Origin of the sequence: Hydrogenophaga luteola (assembly GCF_042648585.1) — a bacterium.
In the GTDB taxonomy this organism is placed as follows: Bacteria; Pseudomonadota; Gammaproteobacteria; order Burkholderiales; family Burkholderiaceae_C; genus Hydrogenophaga; species Hydrogenophaga luteola.
In genome coordinates this window covers 929,673-944,423 of record NZ_JBHRXX010000002.1, presented here as the reverse complement: position 1 = coordinate 944,423, position 14,751 = coordinate 929,673, and the positions used below count along the sequence as shown (strand labels likewise).

The following is a 14,751-nucleotide window of genomic DNA, read 5'->3' as shown; positions in this document are numbered from 1 at the left end:
GGTCGCTGCCCCCCGGGGGAGCGCGTTTCGCCTTGGGGCGGCCCGGCGGCGAAACCCTTACTCTTCGTCGCTGGCGGCTTCAGGCTCGGCGCCCGCCGGACGCGGCTTGCGCACCCCCGGTTTGGCCTGCAGCTCGACGTAACACTGCGTGGCGCCCTCTTTGGCCAGCGCGTCCAGGAGGTTCATCAGCTCGCCCGGGTGCACGGTCTGCGCACTGTCCTTGTCGGCACCGAAGCGGCAATCGAAGTCCCAGAAGTGGGCGCCCTCGGGCAGTTCGCGTCGGCGTTCGCGCTTCTGGTATTTGCGGATGTCGTGCTTGACGGCGTCGAGCACACGGTCTGGGTGCTTGCCTTCGGGGCGCAGCGGGTAGGTTTTTCTCATGGATGTCCTTGGGTGGGTGCGTTCGCCCCGGCAGGACGTGAAACGGACCCGGATTATGCGGGCAGCACGATGTCGTAGCCGCCTTCGTCCAAGTGGCGGTGCGGACCGAACACGGCCTCCAGCGCCGCGGCTTCGGCCATCTGCCAGTGCTCCAGCACTGTGCGCTCCTCGACCGTGAGCGCCTCGGGGTCGGGTGTCTCGCCGTGCTGCGCGAGGATGCCCTGGTAGGCGCGGTAGACCGGCGCCACCAGCGCCGCATCGCCCAACGCGCCTTCCAGCGCTTCACGGAACAGCCGCTCGGCGGCCTGGTGCTGACCGGGCGGGGTGTCGTCGGGCACGTAGAGCTTGAGGGTGTAGGTCATGGCGGGGCGGCAGGCACAATGCCCGATTATCCCGCGCCACCCCAGAGAGACCGCTTCATGCACACCACCCGCGCCACACCTGGCAAGGACGAGATCGCCCTGCTGCCCGAATTTCCCCGCCTGGGCCTGGACCGGATCGCGCTGGTGAACACGGCGGCGGCGGCGCGCGAGGCTGTGGCGGCGCTGCGCGACCATGCCCACTGGGGCTTTGACACCGAGAGCAAGCCGACCTTCGTGCAGGGTGAGGTCTCCGACGGGCCGCACGTCCTGCAGCTGGCCACGCTGGAGCGGGCCTGGGTGTTCCAGCTGCACGACAGCGCCAGCCGCGACCTGGCGGCGCAGGTGATGGCGGAAAGCGGGCACAGCAAGGCCGGCTTCGGCCTGGGCGACGACACCAAGCGCATCCGTGCCAAGCTGGGCGTGGAGCCGCAGGGCGTGGTCGAGCTCAACCACCTGTTCCGCGAGCGCGGCTATCGCAAGGACATGGGCGTCAAGGGTGCGGTGGCGGTGCTGTTCGGGCAGCGCTTCATCAAGTCCAAGAAGGCCGCCACATCCAACTGGGCCCACCCGCGCCTGACCGAGGGCCAGCTCATCTACGCGGCCAACGACGCCTGGGCCGCAGCCGTGGTGCACGAAGCGCTCAGGACCTGCGCGCCTTAGGCGGCCTGCTGTTGCGCAATGGCGTGAGCAGCTCGCCGAGGCCGTTGTGGTCGATCTCGTGCATCAGCGCAATCAGCCGTCCGAGATCCCCTTTCGGAAAACCTTCTCGGGCGAACCAGTTGAGGTAATACCCCGGCAGGTCCGCGATCACCCGGCCCTTGTACTTGCCGTAGGGCATCTCCACGGTCAGCAGGCGCTCCAGCTCGGTCGGGTTCATGTCGCGGCCTGCGCCCGGTCCAGCCAGTCGCGCACCAGGCGGTTAAAGGGCTCAGGCTTCTGCTTCATGAGCCAGTGTCCGGCGTCCAGGCCATGGGCCTCGCTGCCCGGCGTGGTGGCGAGTTGCGCCAGCCAGCGCGCGGAATGGAACATGAAGGGCTTGCGCTTACCGAAGAAGAACAGCGTGGGCAGCGTCGGGCCGAACACCTTGTCCACCCGTGCCACGCCGCGCAGACCACCCAAGGTGCCGAACCACTGCATCGCATAGGGGTAGTTCATCTGCCAGGCGATTTCTGCGGGGGGCGTGCGGCAGCCGATGGTGCGCGCCATCCAGCGTGTCATTCGGTTGGCCAGTCCCGGCAGCAGCGGTCCGAGCTTCCAGGCCACGGCCAGCCAGAGTTGGTAGCCCGCGATCATCAGCTTTTCCTTCACTTTCAGCGAGCTCAGGTAGGCGCCGGTGTTGGTGTCACCGATGTCGGCGGCCACCACGCGGGCCACGCGGTCCGTGTTCCGCGCAGCGTATTCGTAGCCGAAGAAGCAGCCCCAGTCGTGCAGCATCAGCGTCACCTTCTGGCCGGGGCTGACCGCGTCGACCACGGCGCCCACCAGTTGGCACATCTGATCCACGGACACCGGGCGCGGTGGCTGGCGCAGGTCGTACCCCGGCAACGCGAAGCGCACGCAGCGGTAGCCGTCCCGCAACGCCGCCACCGATTCCTCCCAGAGCGCTGGCGAATCGGGCCAGCCGTGCAGCATGACCACGGTCGGTCCTTGGCCGTCGATCAGGACCTCGATGTCCTGCACGGTCAGCGTCTGCGTCATGTCGCGGTCTCCTCGGGTGATTCGAGCGGGCGATGGTAGCTTGGCGCAGATCAAGGGCGGTCGCGCCCGCGTCACCGACAATGGCGCCCGTCATGCATCGCACCATCTTCACCACCCCGGTGGTCGCCCCCCTGCTGCGCGCCCTGTCGACCGGCTTCCTGAGGCTCACCGGCTGGACCGTCGAAGGCCACCTGCCGCCCAGTGCGGCCAAGAGCGTCTTCATCGCCGCCCCGCACACCAGCAACTGGGACCTGCCCTACACCCTGATGGTCGCCTTCGCGCTGCGCCTGAACCCCTACTGGATGGGCAAGGCTAGCATCTTCCGCTTTCCTTTTGGCGGCCTGATGCGGTGGCTCGGCGGCATCGCGGTCGACCGCTCGAAGTCCAACAACCTGGTCGCCGCGTCGGCCCAGGCGATCCAGGACGCCGACGGCCCGCTGCAGCTGATCGTGCCGCCCGAAGGCACTCGCAGCAAGACGCGCTACTGGAAGACCGGCTTCTATTACATCGCCACCACTGCGCAGGTGCCGATCATCCTGGCCTACATGGACTACGCGACCAAACGCAGCGGCCTGGGCCCGGTGTTCGAGCCGACAGGCGACATCGACGCCGACATGGTGCGCATCAAGGCCTTCTACCAGCCGTTCCAGGGCAAAAACGCCACCCAGTTCACCGGTGACTGAGCGACCCGACCTGTAACACGACTACAAAAGGTTTCATTCCAACCTGCAAAACCGCCCCACAGATTGGGTAATCTTGGTCGGGTGAGCCGCCAGCATTCCGTCTTTCAAGGGCATCTGTCCACCCTCTCGACCCTGTCCAGCACCTTGCGAGAAGGCCTGGGATCGCTGCTGGGCGTCGAGAAGGTCCGCCACAACGACGCCGATGTGGCGCGCATTCGCATCGCCATGCTGCGCCTGCATGGCGAAGACGGTCGCATCAACAACCCCCGGCTGCACCAGCGGCTGCACCACACCCGCGATGCGGAAGGGCTGTGGTACGCACGGGCCGAGCTGTACGCCGACCTCTGCCAGCGCCACAACGAACCGCATGCGATCCGCGCGCTGGAGTCGCTTCGGCCCATGTTTCGGGGCACCCTGCCCGACAGCCTGCTGCGGTCCCGGACGCCCGGGGCCTGAGCCCGTCGGATCGTCCGGCTGCGCGACGCCTCAGAGTGCAGTGGCCAGCCGGCCCACACCTTCCTCGATCTTGTCCAGGCCCACGGTCGCGAACGACAGGCGCAGGGTCGTGTGGTCGGGTTGGCTGGCGTAGAACGGCGCCCCCGGCACAAAAGCCACGCCCTTGTCGATGGCGCGCTTGGCCAGCTCACCGCCATCGGCCAGCTTGCCGCCTGCGCCCGTAAGACGGGCCCAGACGAACAGGCCGCCCTGCGGCTGCACGAACTCGATGGCCTCGCCCAGTTCGCGGCGCAGGGCGTCGCCCATGGTGGCGGCGCGCTCGGCATACACGGCGCGCACCTTGGCCAGGGTGCCTGGCATGCGTCCGGCTTTGAGGTACTGCGCGGCCGTGGCCTGGGCGAAGGTGCTGGTGTGGGCGTCGCTGAACTGCTTGCACATGGTGGCTTTGGCCAGCAGATCGGCCGTGCCTACCATCCAGCCCACGCGCAGGCCAGGCGAGAGCACCTTGGACAGCGAGCCGCAGTGCACCAGGCGCTCGCGGCTGCCGGGCACCTGGCTGCTGAGAGCCAGCAGGCTGGGCGGCGGGGCGTCGCCGAAGTACAGGTCACCGTACGGGTCGTCTTCCACCACCAGCACGTTGTGCTGCACGGCCAGTTCCAGCACCTTCTTGCGGCGCTCCAGGCTCAGCATGGCGCCGCTGGGGTTGCCGAAGGTGGGGATCAGGTAAATGAACTTGGGCTTGTGTTCAACGATGAGTTGTTCGAGCCGGTCGGTCTGCACGCCCTGCCCGTCCACCGGCGCCGTCACCAGCTGCGCGCCATACAGGCGGAAGCACTGGATGGTGGCCAGGAAGGTCGGGCCTTCGACGATCACCTTGTCACCGGGCGAGACCAGGGTCTTGCCCAGCAGGTCCAGCGCCTGCTGGCTGCCGGTGGTGACGATCAGGTTGTCGGGCGCGACGCCCTGGTTGCCCTTGGCGGTCATGAAGGCGGCGAGCTGCTCGCGCAACGGGTTGTAGCCCTCGGTGGCGCCGTACTGCAAGGCGCCGCCGGCTTCTTCAGTCAGCGCAGCGTTAACCGCCTCGCGGATGCCATCCACGTCGAACATGGCGCTGTCAGGAAAGCCCCCGGCAAAGCTGATGATGCCGGGCTTGCCCAGCAGCTTGAAAAGTTCGCGGATGGCAGAGGTTTCGACGTTGTTCAGGCGGTCGGCGAACGGGATGGAAAAGGTCATTCGGATGTCTCTGAAGAGGAATTGAAAGGTGGCGAAATGGTAGCGCCCGACCCGGAACTGGGACGAAAAGGCACCGGACATCGGACTTTGACGCGCTGGCCGTTCCGGAAAAATAGGCACCATGAGCCCCACCGCCGACCGGAGCCCGCGATGACCGCGGCCGAATTCTTCAAGGACCTGACCCTGCCGGTCATGCCCGAGGTCGCGCACGATCTGATCCGTTCGCTCAACCAGGAGGACGTGCCGCTGTCGCACCTGTGCGAGGCCATCGCCCGCGATCCGGCGCTGGCGGTGCAACTGCTGCGGCTGGCCAACAGCGCGCACTATGGCGCCCGCGAAAAGGTCGGATCGATCGAGGACGCCATCGCCCGCGTCGGCACCGCACAGGTGCGCGCGCTGGCGCTGGCCTCGATGTTCAACGACGCCTTCCCCATCACCCCCGGGCTGGACCGCCAGACTTTCTGGCGCGAAAGCCAGGAGCGCGGCGGCATGGCGCAGTGGCTGGCCAGCGGCATTGGCTCCGACAGCCAGCAGGCCTGGCTGACCGGCTTCATGGTGCGCTTGGGCGAGCTTCTGATGGGCATGAAGACACCCCAGTGCATCGCGGAGTTCGAACGCCTGCCTTGCCCGCCGGGCGCCCGCTGGGAGCGCGAGGCGGCGCTGATGGGGTTCACGGAAGGTCAGGTCAGCGCCGAACTGGCCCGCGCCTGGAACTTCCCCGACGAAATGATCCGTGCGCTGGACGCCGCCGCCGACCCGATGGCGGCCCAGCCGTTTTCGCGCCTGGGCGCGGTGCTGCACGTGGCCGAACTGCTGGCGGCCGTGCCCACCCCCTCGTTCGAAACGGTCGACGAACTGCCGGCCGACGTGCTGGCCGCGCTGGAAGTCGACACCGACTGGATGCGCCAGCGGCTGCCGCAGGCGCAGCGCTACGTGGAGGCCTCGCGCCTGCACTGACCCCGGCACTACACTGCGCGGCATGAAACCCGCGCAGATCGAGACCTTCTTCGCCACCCTCCAGGCCGCCAACCCGCAGCCCGTCACCGAGCTGGAGTACACCAGCGTGTTCGAGCTGCTGGCCGCCGTGCTGCTCTCGGCACAGGCCACCGACGTGGGCGTCAACAAGGCCACGCACCGGCTGTTTCCGGTCGCCCACACGCCGCAGCAGATCCTCAATCTGGGCCTGGAAGGCCTGGAGTCCTACATCAAGACCATCGGCCTGTACCGCAGCAAGGCCAAACACCTGATGGAGACCTGCCGCATCCTGGTGGATCGCCACGGCGGCCAGGTGCCGCGCACGCGCGAGGCGCTCGAAGCCCTGCCGGGCGTCGGCCGCAAAACCGCCAACGTGGTGCTCAACGTGGCCTTCGGCGAACCGACCATGGCGGTGGACACACACATCTTCCGCGTCGGCAACCGCACCGGCCTGGCGCCGGGCAAGACGCCTCTGGCGGTGGAACAGCAACTGCTCAGGCGCATCCCTCCACGTTACCTCGTGGACGCGCACCACTGGCTGATCCTGCACGGGCGCTATGTGTGCCAGGCGCGCAAGCCGCTGTGCCACCAGTGCGCCGTGTCGGCCTGCTGCGATTTCAGGCCCAAGACCACGGCCTGAGCCACAACAGGGCATCTGGATGCCCACAGGCGTTCAGCGCGTTCACAGCAGCGCCTGTGTGAGCGCGTGCAACAGCAGTCCCACCAGAGCGCCCACCAGGGTGCCGTTGATGCGGATGAACTGCAGGTCGCGCCCGATGTGTTCTTCCAGCACGCGGCTCATGTCCTGCGCATCCCAGACCTGCACACGCTGGGCCACGAAACCGACGATGGCTTCACGGCTGGCGTCCAGCACCCGCAGCAGCACCTGTTGTGCCTGGGCGTTGAGCCAGCCGCGCAGGGTCTCATCAGCCAGCAGTTGCCGGCCCGCCGCCTGCGCCACCCGCGCGTAACGGCTGCCCAGGTCGGTATCGGGTCGGGCCGCTTCTTCGCACAGGCGGTTCACCACCTCGTGCCACCAGGCCTCGATCGGTTGATTCCACTGCGGCTGGTCCAGCCAGGCATCGCGCCAGACCGCCACCCGCTGTTGCCAATCGGCATCGGTCTGCAGACGCCCGATGGCGTCGGCCATCCAGTCGTCGAAGCGGCGGCGCAATTCGTGCTCCGGGTCGGCCGCCACGTCGGACAGCGTGTGCGTGAGCGCGGCCACCAGCTTGCGCGTGGCCAGACGGGCGGCCATCTGGTCCAGTCCGACGTATTTGAGTTCCTTGAGCTCCCGCGCGATGCGATCGGTGAGCTGCTCCTGCACCTGCGGCTGCTCCGCCCATCGCGCCATCTGCTGCAGCAGGCCGTCCAGCCACTGCTGGTGATGCCCGTCGCGGGTGAGCGCCGCCAGCGCCTGCCCGCCCAGCATGGCCACATCGACCTGCCGCAACAGACGCTGCGCCAGGCCGACGATCCATTGCCGGACATCGCCCTGGTCCAGCGCGCCGAGCACGGCGGGGGTGGCCTGCTGCATCCAGCGGCCCACCCGCCGGGCCGATTCGGTCTGTTCCAGCCACTGCCCCAGCTCCTGCGCCAGGTCCCAGCGCGCCAGCATAGGCTGCACATGTTCGGCGGTGAGGAAATGTGTGCCGAGAAACCGCGCCAGCTGCGCACCCAGACGGTCCTTGTTGGACACGATGATCGCCGTGTGCGGGATGGGCAGGCCCAGCGGATGGCGGAACAGGGCGACGACCGCAAACCAGTCGGCCAGTGCCCCCACCATCGCGGCTTCGGCCGCTGCCGCGACATAGCCCCATGCGACATGGCGCGGCTCCATCAGCGTGGCGCTGACATACACCCCGGCCGCCAGCAGCAGCAGGCCCAGCGCCAGTGCCTTCATGCGGTCGACCGGGGAGACCGACGCGGAACGGGATTCATCCATAGGCTCGAGTGTGCCCTCTCGCGGCGGACCTGCGCCTCAGACGTCGAGCACCATCCATTCGCCCGGCTGGGGTGCTTCACGCGGCCATTGAGCGACCGACACGATGGGCCGGCGCCCATGCTGCGCGAGGTAGTTCGCGGAGCGGATCACGCCGGCGTGGGTGATCCACAGCGCCTCGCCGTTTGGCCCCACGGCCGCGCGGGTGTCGTCCAGTGCGTCGGCCACCCGGGTCATCAGCTCGTGCACGCTCTCGGCGCCGCCGAAGCGGTGCTGCGCGAAGTCGGCCATCCAGGTGTCGAACGCGGCGCGCGGCACCGCGTCCCAGGCGGTCTGCTCCCAGCTGCCGAAGTCCATCTCGCGGATGCGCGGGTCGGTCGCCGCCGTACCCAGGTCGGGCCGGAGCCCCCGCAGGGTCTGGTGCAGTTGCTGGGCGCGGCGCAGGTCCGACACCCGCACGGGCAAGCCCTTCGGCAGCAGCGGTGCGATGGCCTGCGCCGCCTCGACGGTCAGGGCTTCGTCGGCCGGCACGTCGCTGGCGCCGTAGCACAGGCCCTGCGGCAACACCACCCGCGCATGGCGCAACAACCAGAGCTTCATGGTGCAGCCGTCGGCAGGGAGAGCGACAACGCGAACAGGAAGGCGATCTCGCTGACCTGCTGCGTGGCACCCAGCCCGTCTCCGGTGAAGCCCTGCAACCGTCGGCGCAGCAGCCGGCCCATCCACAGCAGCGCCAGCAGCGCGCCCAGCACCGCCTGAGCCCAGCGCACCGAGGGCAGCAGCGTCACCACCAGCGCCATGGCCAGCGCCCACCAGAGCACGCCCACCGCCAGCGCGCCCCGCCCGATGCTCTCGGCCAGCGGCTTGGACTTGGAGCTGGGCGTATCGCCCACGTGCTGCATCGTGTGGATGATGAACAGCGGCATCAGGCGCGAAGTCACGTGGCCGGCGAACAGCGCCACCGCCGCCACCAGCGCCCCGCCCGCCTGCGCAATCAGGGCCAGCAACGCCACCTTCGAGCACAGCGCCAGCACCAGCGCGATGGCGCCGAAGCTGCCGATGCGCGAGTCCTTCATGATTTCCAGGGCGCGCTCGCGGCTGGTCGAACCGCCCAGCCCGTCGGCCAGGTCCGCCAGCCCGTCCTCGTGGAACGCGCCGGTCAGCAGCACGCTGAACACGGTGCTCAGCAGCGACGCCACCCAGGGCGCAGCGGGCTGCGCCGGCAGCCACCACCAGACCGCTGCAAACACCAATGCGGTGGGCAGCCCCACCACCCAGCCCACGCCAGGAAAATGCGCCGCGCTGGCGCGCAGCATGGCCGGCGAAAAACCCACCCAGTCCGCCAGGCGCCCGGTGACGGGGATGCGGGTGAAGAACTGGACAGCGATCAGAAAGTGACGGATGAAGGCCATGCCCTCAGCGTACCGCCGTTTGGGCACTGTCCTGCCGCGACACACCCGCCGACTCGAAGCTGGCCATCTCGCGCAGGATGGCGCAGGCGCTCATCAGCAGCGGCCAGGCCAGCGCGGCACCCGAACCTTCGCCCAGGCGCAGGCCCAGGTCCAGCAGCGGTTCGGCCTTGAGGTGCGCGAGCATCAGCGCATGACCGCGCTCGCCCGACTGGTGGGCGAACACGCAGCGCTGCAGCACGGCCGGCTGCAATGCACTGGCCACCAGCACGGCCGAGCTGGCGATGAAACCGTCGACCACGATCACACGCCGCTCGGCCGCGGCCTGCAGCACCGCGCCGACCATGGTGGCGACCTCGAAACCGCCGAAGGCCGCGAGCGCGTCAAGAGGGGCTTTCGCATCCGGGTGGCGCGCCAGCACCTGGCGCAGGATGCCGATCTTGCGCTGCACCGACGGCGCGTCCAGCCCGGTGCCGGCACCCGTGCAGTCCACGATGTCCAGCCCGGCCAGGCGGCTCATCAGCAGCGAGGCGGCCGAGGTGTTGCCGATGCCCATTTCGCCCAGCAGCAGCGCGTTGCCCGGCAGGTCCTTCACCAGCGCCGCGCCGCTGGCAACCGCGACATTGCACTGGGCGGCGCTCATCGCCGGACCTTCCAGTGCGTCGGCGGTGCCGGGCGCCAGTTTGTTGATGACCAGACCCGGCCGCGGTGCAAAGTCGTGACACACACCACAGTCCACCACCGTCAGGCCGATGCCGTTCTGCCGCGCCAGCACGCTCACGGCGGCGCCGCCGGCCAGGAAGTTCTCGACCATCTGCCAGGTCACGTCGCTCGGGTAGGCCGAGACGCCGCGCGCGGCCAGACCATGGTCACCCGCGAACACCACCAGCTGCGGGGCCTTGAGCTCAGGCGCCTCGCTGCCCAGGATGAGGCCGATGCGCTGCGCCAGACGCTCGATCTGGCCCAGGGAACCGACCGGCTTGGTCTTGTTGTCGAGCAGGTGCTGCAGGCGTGCGGCCAGCGCCGGCTGGGTGATGTCGTCGATGACTGGGATATTGAATGGCATGAATCAGTCCTATTGAATGAGGGTGTCGAGCACACCGGGCTCGACGTGTTGTGCAATGAAATCGGCGAGGCCGTCGAACACGCTGTCCAGCGTGGGCACGGTGGCGCCGAACAGCGCGCGCAGCACGGCCGGGTCCTCGAACAGGCCGTGCAGGTAGCAGCCCAGCACGTTGCCGGCGGCGTTCTGCCAGGCCAGTCCCGGAACGACCTCGCGCGCGACGTCGCCTTTGGCGGCCATGGCCGGGTGCTGCGCCGTCTGCCCGTGGTGGATCTCGTAGCCCGAGGCGGTGATGCCCGACAGCGCCGACCAGGTACCGGTCAGTGCCCCAAAGGTTGTGGTCGTACGGCGCACGGTCTTGTCGGTATCAAAGGCCGTCACCAGCGGCAGCAGGCCGAGGCCCGGTGCGTTGCCGTCGATCCCGTGGGTGTCGATCAGCGCCTCGCCCAGCACCTGCAGACCACCACAGATGCCCAGCACCGCCTTTCCTTGTGCGGCGTGTTCGGCCACCGCGCGGTCGAGTCCTTGCGCGCGCAGCCAAGCCAGATCGGCTGCGGTGGCCTTGGAGCCGGGCAGCACGATCCAGTCCGCGCCCGCACAGTCGGCCGGCGTGCGCGCCCAAACGAGCCGCACACCCGGCACGTTCTTGAGCGGCTGGAATTCGTCGAGGTTGCTGATGCGCGGCCAGGCGATCACTGCGATGGTGGTCTGCACTGCGCCGGCCGCCCGCGTTCTGTCATCGAAGACGCCGTCTTCCTCGGGTAGGCCGTGCTGCCACCACATCGGCAGCGTGGCGACCACGGGCACACCGGTGAGTTCATGCAGCATCTGCGGCGCAGGCGCCAGCAACGAGGCATCGCCCCGGAATTTGTTGAGCACAAAGCCCTTGATCAGCGCGCGTTCGTCTTCGGGCAGCAGCGCCCAGGTGCCATAGAGATGGGCGAAGGCGCCGCCGCGGTCAATATCGGTCACCAGCAGGCAGCGCGCCTGCGCATGGCGGGCCACGCGCATGTTCACGATGTCGCTGGCGTGCAGGTTGATCTCGGCCGGAGAGCCCGCACCCTCGATCACCACCACGTCGTTCTCGGCGCGCAGGGCATCGAGCGCTGCGGTGATGTGCGGCCACACCTTGTCGCTGCGGCCCCGCCAGGGCATGTCGCTGAGCTCGCGACTGACCTCGCCCATCAGCACCACCTGGCTGCGTGTGTCGGCCTCGGGCTTGAGCAGCAACGGGTTCATGCGCACATCCGGTTCGGCCCGCGCTGCCAGCGACTGGAAGTACTGAGCGCTCCCGATTTCCGCCCCCACGCTCCACCGCTGGCGCGGGTCGCTGCCCCCCGAGGGGGCTGTTTCACCTTGGGGCGGCCCGGCGGCGAAACGCTCATCACCCTTGCACGGTTTGGTGACAACGCGAGCGTTGTTGCTCATGTTCTGGGCCTTGAACGGCGCGACGCGCAACCCTTGACGAGCGTAGTGCCGGCACAGCGCCGTGGTGAGCCAGCTCTTGCCGGCGCCGCTGGTCGTGCCCAGCACCATCACGCACACGGCGGTCATCGCGGTGTCCCTTCGTTCACAAGCTGTTCCTGCAGCGCCGCGTCCAGGGCGGCCAGCGCCTCGGGGCGCTGCGCGTTCAGGCGCCACCAGCCCGGCAGACCGAACGATGTCGCGTCGCGCAGCTTGATGCCCTGCGCGCGCAGGCGCGCAGCGTCCAGCGGATGCGGCGGCTTGGAGCACACGTAGGCCGTGTCGCTCGGCGCACAGATCCAGCCATGGCGCTCCAGCGTCGCACGCAAGGCCTCTGCCCAGGCGGCCAGGTTCTCTCGGCTGTCGGCCACCCAGCGCTGCACCTCGGTCTGAGCCCAGGCCATCAGCATGGCTTCGCCGTGCGCGCCGATGGGCCAGGAGGCGGCCAGCGCTTGCAGCGCCTCGACATCGGCGTGGGCGCCCAGCGGCGCGATGGCGTAGGCCGCGCGCACCCCCGTCAGGCCGAGGGCCTTGTTGGGCGACCAGAGCTGCCAGACGCGGTCGAGCTGCGCGGCGTCGAGTGCGCTCTCGCCCCGCAGCCGCAGCGGTGCGTAGGCACGGTCCAACACCGCGGTGCGCGGCGTGTGGTTCAGCAAGGCCCGCACGACCTCAACCGATTCGCCCTGCCCCAGCGGACTGCCAGGGTCGCAGAGCCAGGCCAGCGGAGCCTGCGCCGGCGCGCCGACCCGTTCCAGCCCCCAGGCCGACGCCGCGTGGGCGTAGTCGCCGTAGGCATGCGGCGGCGTCCAGAACCGGCGGTCGCCCGCTTGCCAGCGCCAGGCGGTGAGACGCTGGATGCACTCGCTGGCGCTGGCGGCCAGCAGCACGCGCCAGGGCGCCACACCATGCAGCTCCGCCAGCGTGGCGCGCAGGCGGGTGTAGGCCGGGTCGGGGTAGTGCGTGGCATTGGCCTGCCACACCGCCTGCAGCGCCATCGGACAGGGCCCGCAGGCGTTGGCGTTGCTGGAAAAGTCCCAGCGCGCCACGCCCTGGGCGTCCGGCCCCCCGTGGATGCGTGCAGTCATGGCCGCGCCCCGAGCGACAGCAGGAGCGCACCGCCCGCGATCAGCGCCAACAGGGCCACCACCTGGGCGCAGCGCCGCAGCGCCATCGCCGTGTCGGCCGCCAGCGGCGCCCGGCCCGGGCTGTTGAGTTCGTACACACCGGGTTTGCCCAGCCGGATGCCCAGGCCCACAGCCAGCGCGCCCATGGGCCAGCCGCCGTTGGGCGACGGCGTGAGGCCGGCGTTGGCGACCACCGTCGACCAGCCGCGCCCGGCCGACAGCAGCGCGATCAGCAGCGCCGTAAGTCGCGCGGGCAGCCAGGACAGCGCGTCGTCCACGCGCGCGGCCCACTTGCCGGCCCAGGTCCAGTCGCGGCCGGCGCGCTCGCCCATGTAGCCCCACATCGCATCGGCGGTGTTCGCAAAGCGGTAGAGCGCCGCTCCCGGCAGACCCGCCACAGCGAACCAGAACAGCGGCGCCACCACGGAGTCGTTGAGATTTTCGGCCAGCGTGGACACCGCCGCCTCGCGCACCTGCGTTTCGCTCAATGCGCTGACATCGCGGCTGACCAGCCAGCCCACGCGCTGTCGCCCGGCCGCGAGCGATTCGGCCAGCGCGGCTTCCACCGCCCGCACCTCGTCGCGCAGCATGCGCCAGGACAGCATGGGTTTGAGCAGCACACCCAGCAGCGCGATCTGCGCCAGAGGATGCAGATCTTCCATGGTCCAGCCGGCGGCGAACGCCAGGGCCGCCACCAGCGCCGCACCCGCACACCAGCCCAGCGCACCCAGGCAAAACTCGGTCCCCGGCCGAGGCACCGTGCCTGCCGCACGCGACACGCGCCGCCCGACCGCGCCCAGGTAATGACCCATCGCCACGACCGGATGCAGCTTCGCCGGTGGTTCTCCGAACAGAACGTCCAGCCCCAGCGCGACCAGCACCGCGCCAGCCTGAACGGCGGCGTCGGGGGGGAACTGGGCCATGAAGCTCATGGAAAGGTCAGGCGTGCGCCCTGCTCGTGTGCATGCCCATCTTCTTCAAGAGCTCCTGATCGGCCTCCACATCCGCATTGCCCGTCACCAGCAGCTTGTCGCCGTAGAAGATGGAATTGGCGCCGGCCAGGAAGCACAGCACCTGGGTCGATTCGTCCATCTGCCGGCGCCCGGCCGACAGCCGCACCTTGGCCTTGGGCATGGTGATGCGGGCCACGGCCACCGTGCGCACGAACTCCAGCGGGTCGAGGTCCGGCTCATCGGCCAGCGGTGTGCCCGGCACCTTCACCAGGTGGTTGATCGGCACCGACTCCGGGTACGGCGCCAGGTTCGCCAGTTGGGCGATCAGGCCGGCGCGGCCTGCGCGCGATTCGCCCATGCCCACGATGCCGCCGCTGCAGACATGGATGCCGGCCTCGCGCACATGGCCCAGCGTGTCCAGCCGGTCCTGGTAGTCGCGCGTGCTGATGATGTCGCCGTACAGCTCGGGCGCGGTGTCCAGGTTGTGGTTGTAGTAGTCCAAGCCCGCGTCCTTCAGGCGCTGCGCTTGGTCACCCGTCAGCATGCCGAGGGTGCAGCAGGCCTCCAGGCCTTCGTCCTTGACCACGCGCACCAGTTCCTCGACCTTCTCCAGGTCGCGGTCGTTGGGCGCGCGCCAGGCCGCGCCCATGCAGAAGCGCGAGGCGCCAGCGGCCTTGGCGCCCAGCACCGCCTCGCGCACGTCTTCGGGCGTCATCATCTTGCTGGCGGCCACACCGGTTTCGTGGTGGACCGACTGCGGGCAGTAGCCGCAGTCCTCCGGGCAGCCACCGGTCTTGATGGACAGCAGCGTCGCCAGCTCCATGTGGCTCGGGTCGTGGTGCTCGCGGTGCACCGTCTGCGCACGGTGCATCAGTTGGGGCAGCGGCAGGTCCAGCAGGGCTTGCACCTCGTCCAGCGACCAGCGACCTTCGATGGCCGGCGCGGCCTTGGCCGGGCGGTGCAGGGTCACGGGGGATTCAATCGTTGTGTTCATTGGTGGTCTCCAGA

The 14,751-nt window shown here is 69.2% G+C and carries 18 protein-coding genes; 5 read left to right on the top strand and 13 right to left on the bottom strand.

The annotated features are described in order from the left end of the window. Positions 1-57 precede the first annotated feature (57 nt). Together ACFOPI_RS08310 and ACFOPI_RS08305 are read right to left on the bottom strand one after the other, a co-directional pair. Positions 58-381, bottom strand: coding sequence for a DUF6172 family protein (locus tag ACFOPI_RS08310; RefSeq protein WP_382172858.1), 324 nt, complete (start codon positions 379-381; stop codon positions 58-60). Positions 382-434: 53 nt separating this feature from the next. Further along, complete coding sequence (locus tag ACFOPI_RS08305; RefSeq protein ID WP_382172856.1) at positions 435-743, bottom strand: hypothetical protein; 309 nt, start codon at positions 741-743, stop codon at positions 435-437. A gap of 57 nt (positions 744-800) precedes the next feature. Here ACFOPI_RS08305 and ACFOPI_RS08300 point away from each other — a divergent pair, with 57 nt between their 5' ends. Beyond that, positions 801-1,403, top strand: coding sequence for a 3'-5' exonuclease (locus ACFOPI_RS08300; RefSeq protein WP_382172854.1), 603 nt, complete (start codon positions 801-803; stop codon positions 1,401-1,403). On the opposite strand, the gene ACFOPI_RS08295 is transcribed toward ACFOPI_RS08300, so the two are convergent. Continuing rightward, positions 1,384-1,620, bottom strand: a complete 237-nt coding sequence (locus ACFOPI_RS08295) for a DUF3820 family protein (protein ID WP_382172853.1) — start codon at positions 1,618-1,620, stop codon at positions 1,384-1,386. The genes ACFOPI_RS08300 and ACFOPI_RS08295 overlap by 20 nt on opposite strands. Further along, a complete protein-coding gene (locus tag ACFOPI_RS08290; protein WP_382172851.1) occupies positions 1,617-2,441 on the bottom strand; it encodes an alpha/beta fold hydrolase in 825 nt (274 codons plus the stop codon). The genes ACFOPI_RS08295 and ACFOPI_RS08290 overlap by 4 nt, the downstream gene beginning before the upstream one ends. 92 nt (positions 2,442-2,533) lie before the next feature. Between ACFOPI_RS08290 and ACFOPI_RS08285 the strand changes: the two genes are divergently transcribed. Next, on the top strand, positions 2,534-3,124 hold the full coding sequence (locus tag ACFOPI_RS08285) for a lysophospholipid acyltransferase family protein (protein ID WP_382172849.1): 591 nt from the start codon (positions 2,534-2,536) through the stop codon (positions 3,122-3,124). Positions 3,125-3,205: 81 nt separating this feature from the next. After that, positions 3,206-3,580: a hypothetical protein gene (locus ACFOPI_RS08280; protein WP_382172848.1), complete on the top strand. Its 375-nt coding sequence runs from the start codon at positions 3,206-3,208 to the stop codon at positions 3,578-3,580. A 30-nt stretch (positions 3,581-3,610) separates the two neighbouring features. Here the strand turns inward: ACFOPI_RS08280 and ACFOPI_RS08275 are convergent, their stop codons facing one another. Then, the gene (locus ACFOPI_RS08275; protein WP_382173087.1) at positions 3,611-4,801 is read right to left on the bottom strand and encodes an aminotransferase-like domain-containing protein; all 1,191 of its coding nucleotides are present in this window, start codon (positions 4,799-4,801) and stop codon (positions 3,611-3,613) included. A 162-nt stretch (positions 4,802-4,963) separates the two neighbouring features. Here ACFOPI_RS08275 and ACFOPI_RS08270 point away from each other — a divergent pair, with 162 nt between their 5' ends. Together ACFOPI_RS08270 and nth are read left to right on the top strand one after the other, a co-directional pair. Further along, positions 4,964-5,770, top strand: coding sequence for an HDOD domain-containing protein (locus ACFOPI_RS08270; RefSeq protein WP_382172847.1), 807 nt, complete (start codon positions 4,964-4,966; stop codon positions 5,768-5,770). A 22-nt stretch (positions 5,771-5,792) separates the two neighbouring features. Next, positions 5,793-6,428: an endonuclease III gene (gene nth / locus ACFOPI_RS08265; protein WP_382172845.1), complete on the top strand. Its 636-nt coding sequence runs from the start codon at positions 5,793-5,795 to the stop codon at positions 6,426-6,428. Positions 6,429-6,470: 42 nt separating this feature from the next. On the opposite strand, the gene ACFOPI_RS08260 is transcribed toward nth, so the two are convergent. Genes ACFOPI_RS08260 through bioB form a run of 8 tightly spaced genes read right to left on the bottom strand, consistent with a single transcriptional unit; the run spans position 6,471 to position 14,737 of the window. After that, on the bottom strand, positions 6,471-7,733 hold the full coding sequence (locus tag ACFOPI_RS08260) for a DUF445 domain-containing protein (RefSeq protein WP_382172843.1): 1,263 nt from the start codon (positions 7,731-7,733) through the stop codon (positions 6,471-6,473). 36 nt (positions 7,734-7,769) lie between these two features. Then, on the bottom strand, positions 7,770-8,330 hold the full coding sequence (locus tag ACFOPI_RS08255) for a histidine phosphatase family protein (protein WP_382172841.1): 561 nt from the start codon (positions 8,328-8,330) through the stop codon (positions 7,770-7,772). Then, positions 8,327-9,142 (bottom strand): adenosylcobinamide-GDP ribazoletransferase, encoded by an 816-nt coding sequence (gene cobS / locus ACFOPI_RS08250; protein ID WP_382172839.1) that lies wholly within the window; start codon positions 9,140-9,142, stop codon positions 8,327-8,329. The genes ACFOPI_RS08255 and cobS overlap by 4 nt, the downstream gene beginning before the upstream one ends. 4 nt (positions 9,143-9,146) lie before the next feature. Then, positions 9,147-10,205 carry a nicotinate-nucleotide--dimethylbenzimidazole phosphoribosyltransferase gene (gene cobT, locus ACFOPI_RS08245; protein ID WP_382172837.1) on the bottom strand — a complete coding sequence of 353 codons (1,059 nt, stop codon included), beginning with the start codon at positions 10,203-10,205 and terminating at the stop codon, positions 9,147-9,149. A gap of 9 nt (positions 10,206-10,214) precedes the next feature. Further along, positions 10,215-11,756 (bottom strand): cobyric acid synthase, encoded by a 1,542-nt coding sequence (locus ACFOPI_RS08240; protein ID WP_382172835.1) that lies wholly within the window; start codon positions 11,754-11,756, stop codon positions 10,215-10,217. Next, entirely contained in the window at positions 11,753-12,751 is a 999-nt protein-coding gene (locus tag ACFOPI_RS08235; protein WP_382172833.1) for an aminotransferase class I/II-fold pyridoxal phosphate-dependent enzyme, read from the bottom strand. Before ACFOPI_RS08235 ends, ACFOPI_RS08240 begins: the two co-directional genes overlap by 4 nt. Beyond that, a complete protein-coding gene (gene cbiB / locus ACFOPI_RS08230; RefSeq protein WP_382172832.1) occupies positions 12,748-13,713 on the bottom strand; it encodes an adenosylcobinamide-phosphate synthase CbiB in 966 nt (321 codons plus the stop codon). The genes ACFOPI_RS08235 and cbiB overlap by 4 nt, the downstream gene beginning before the upstream one ends. 16 nt (positions 13,714-13,729) lie before the next feature. After that, on the bottom strand, positions 13,730-14,737 hold the full coding sequence (gene bioB / locus ACFOPI_RS08225; RefSeq protein ID WP_382172830.1) for a biotin synthase BioB: 1,008 nt from the start codon (positions 14,735-14,737) through the stop codon (positions 13,730-13,732). Positions 14,738-14,751: the final 14 nt, after the last annotated feature.

What these genes read in the sequence shown, in the direction of transcription:
- nth (WP_382172845.1), top strand. Translation starts at nt 5,793, where the DNA reads ATGAAACCCGCGCAGATCGAGACCTTCTTCGCCACCCTCCAGGCCGCC.
- ACFOPI_RS08295 (WP_382172853.1), bottom strand. Translation starts at nt 1,620, where the DNA reads ATGAACCCGACCGAGCTGGAGCGCCTGCTGACCGTGGAGATGCCCTAC.
- ACFOPI_RS08235 (WP_382172833.1), bottom strand. Translation starts at nt 12,751, where the DNA reads ATGACTGCACGCATCCACGGGGGGCCGGACGCCCAGGGCGTGGCGCGC.
- ACFOPI_RS08310 (WP_382172858.1), bottom strand. Translation starts at nt 381, where the DNA reads ATGAGAAAAACCTACCCGCTGCGCCCCGAAGGCAAGCACCCAGACCGT.
- ACFOPI_RS08290 (WP_382172851.1), bottom strand. Translation starts at nt 2,441, where the DNA reads ATGACGCAGACGCTGACCGTGCAGGACATCGAGGTCCTGATCGACGGC.
- cobS (WP_382172839.1), bottom strand. Translation starts at nt 9,142, where the DNA reads ATGGCCTTCATCCGTCACTTTCTGATCGCTGTCCAGTTCTTCACCCGC.
- ACFOPI_RS08285 (WP_382172849.1), top strand. Translation starts at nt 2,534, where the DNA reads ATGCATCGCACCATCTTCACCACCCCGGTGGTCGCCCCCCTGCTGCGC.
- cbiB (WP_382172832.1), bottom strand. Translation starts at nt 13,713, where the DNA reads ATGGCCCAGTTCCCCCCCGACGCCGCCGTTCAGGCTGGCGCGGTGCTG.
- ACFOPI_RS08305 (WP_382172856.1), bottom strand. Translation starts at nt 743, where the DNA reads ATGACCTACACCCTCAAGCTCTACGTGCCCGACGACACCCCGCCCGGT.
- ACFOPI_RS08240 (WP_382172835.1), bottom strand. Translation starts at nt 11,756, where the DNA reads ATGACCGCCGTGTGCGTGATGGTGCTGGGCACGACCAGCGGCGCCGGC.
- cobT (WP_382172837.1), bottom strand. Translation starts at nt 10,205, where the DNA reads ATGCCATTCAATATCCCAGTCATCGACGACATCACCCAGCCGGCGCTG.
- ACFOPI_RS08260 (WP_382172843.1), bottom strand. Translation starts at nt 7,733, where the DNA reads ATGGATGAATCCCGTTCCGCGTCGGTCTCCCCGGTCGACCGCATGAAG.
- ACFOPI_RS08255 (WP_382172841.1), bottom strand. Translation starts at nt 8,330, where the DNA reads ATGAAGCTCTGGTTGTTGCGCCATGCGCGGGTGGTGTTGCCGCAGGGC.
- ACFOPI_RS08270 (WP_382172847.1), top strand. Translation starts at nt 4,964, where the DNA reads ATGACCGCGGCCGAATTCTTCAAGGACCTGACCCTGCCGGTCATGCCC.
- bioB (WP_382172830.1), bottom strand. Translation starts at nt 14,737, where the DNA reads ATGAACACAACGATTGAATCCCCCGTGACCCTGCACCGCCCGGCCAAG.
- ACFOPI_RS08300 (WP_382172854.1), top strand. Translation starts at nt 801, where the DNA reads ATGCACACCACCCGCGCCACACCTGGCAAGGACGAGATCGCCCTGCTG.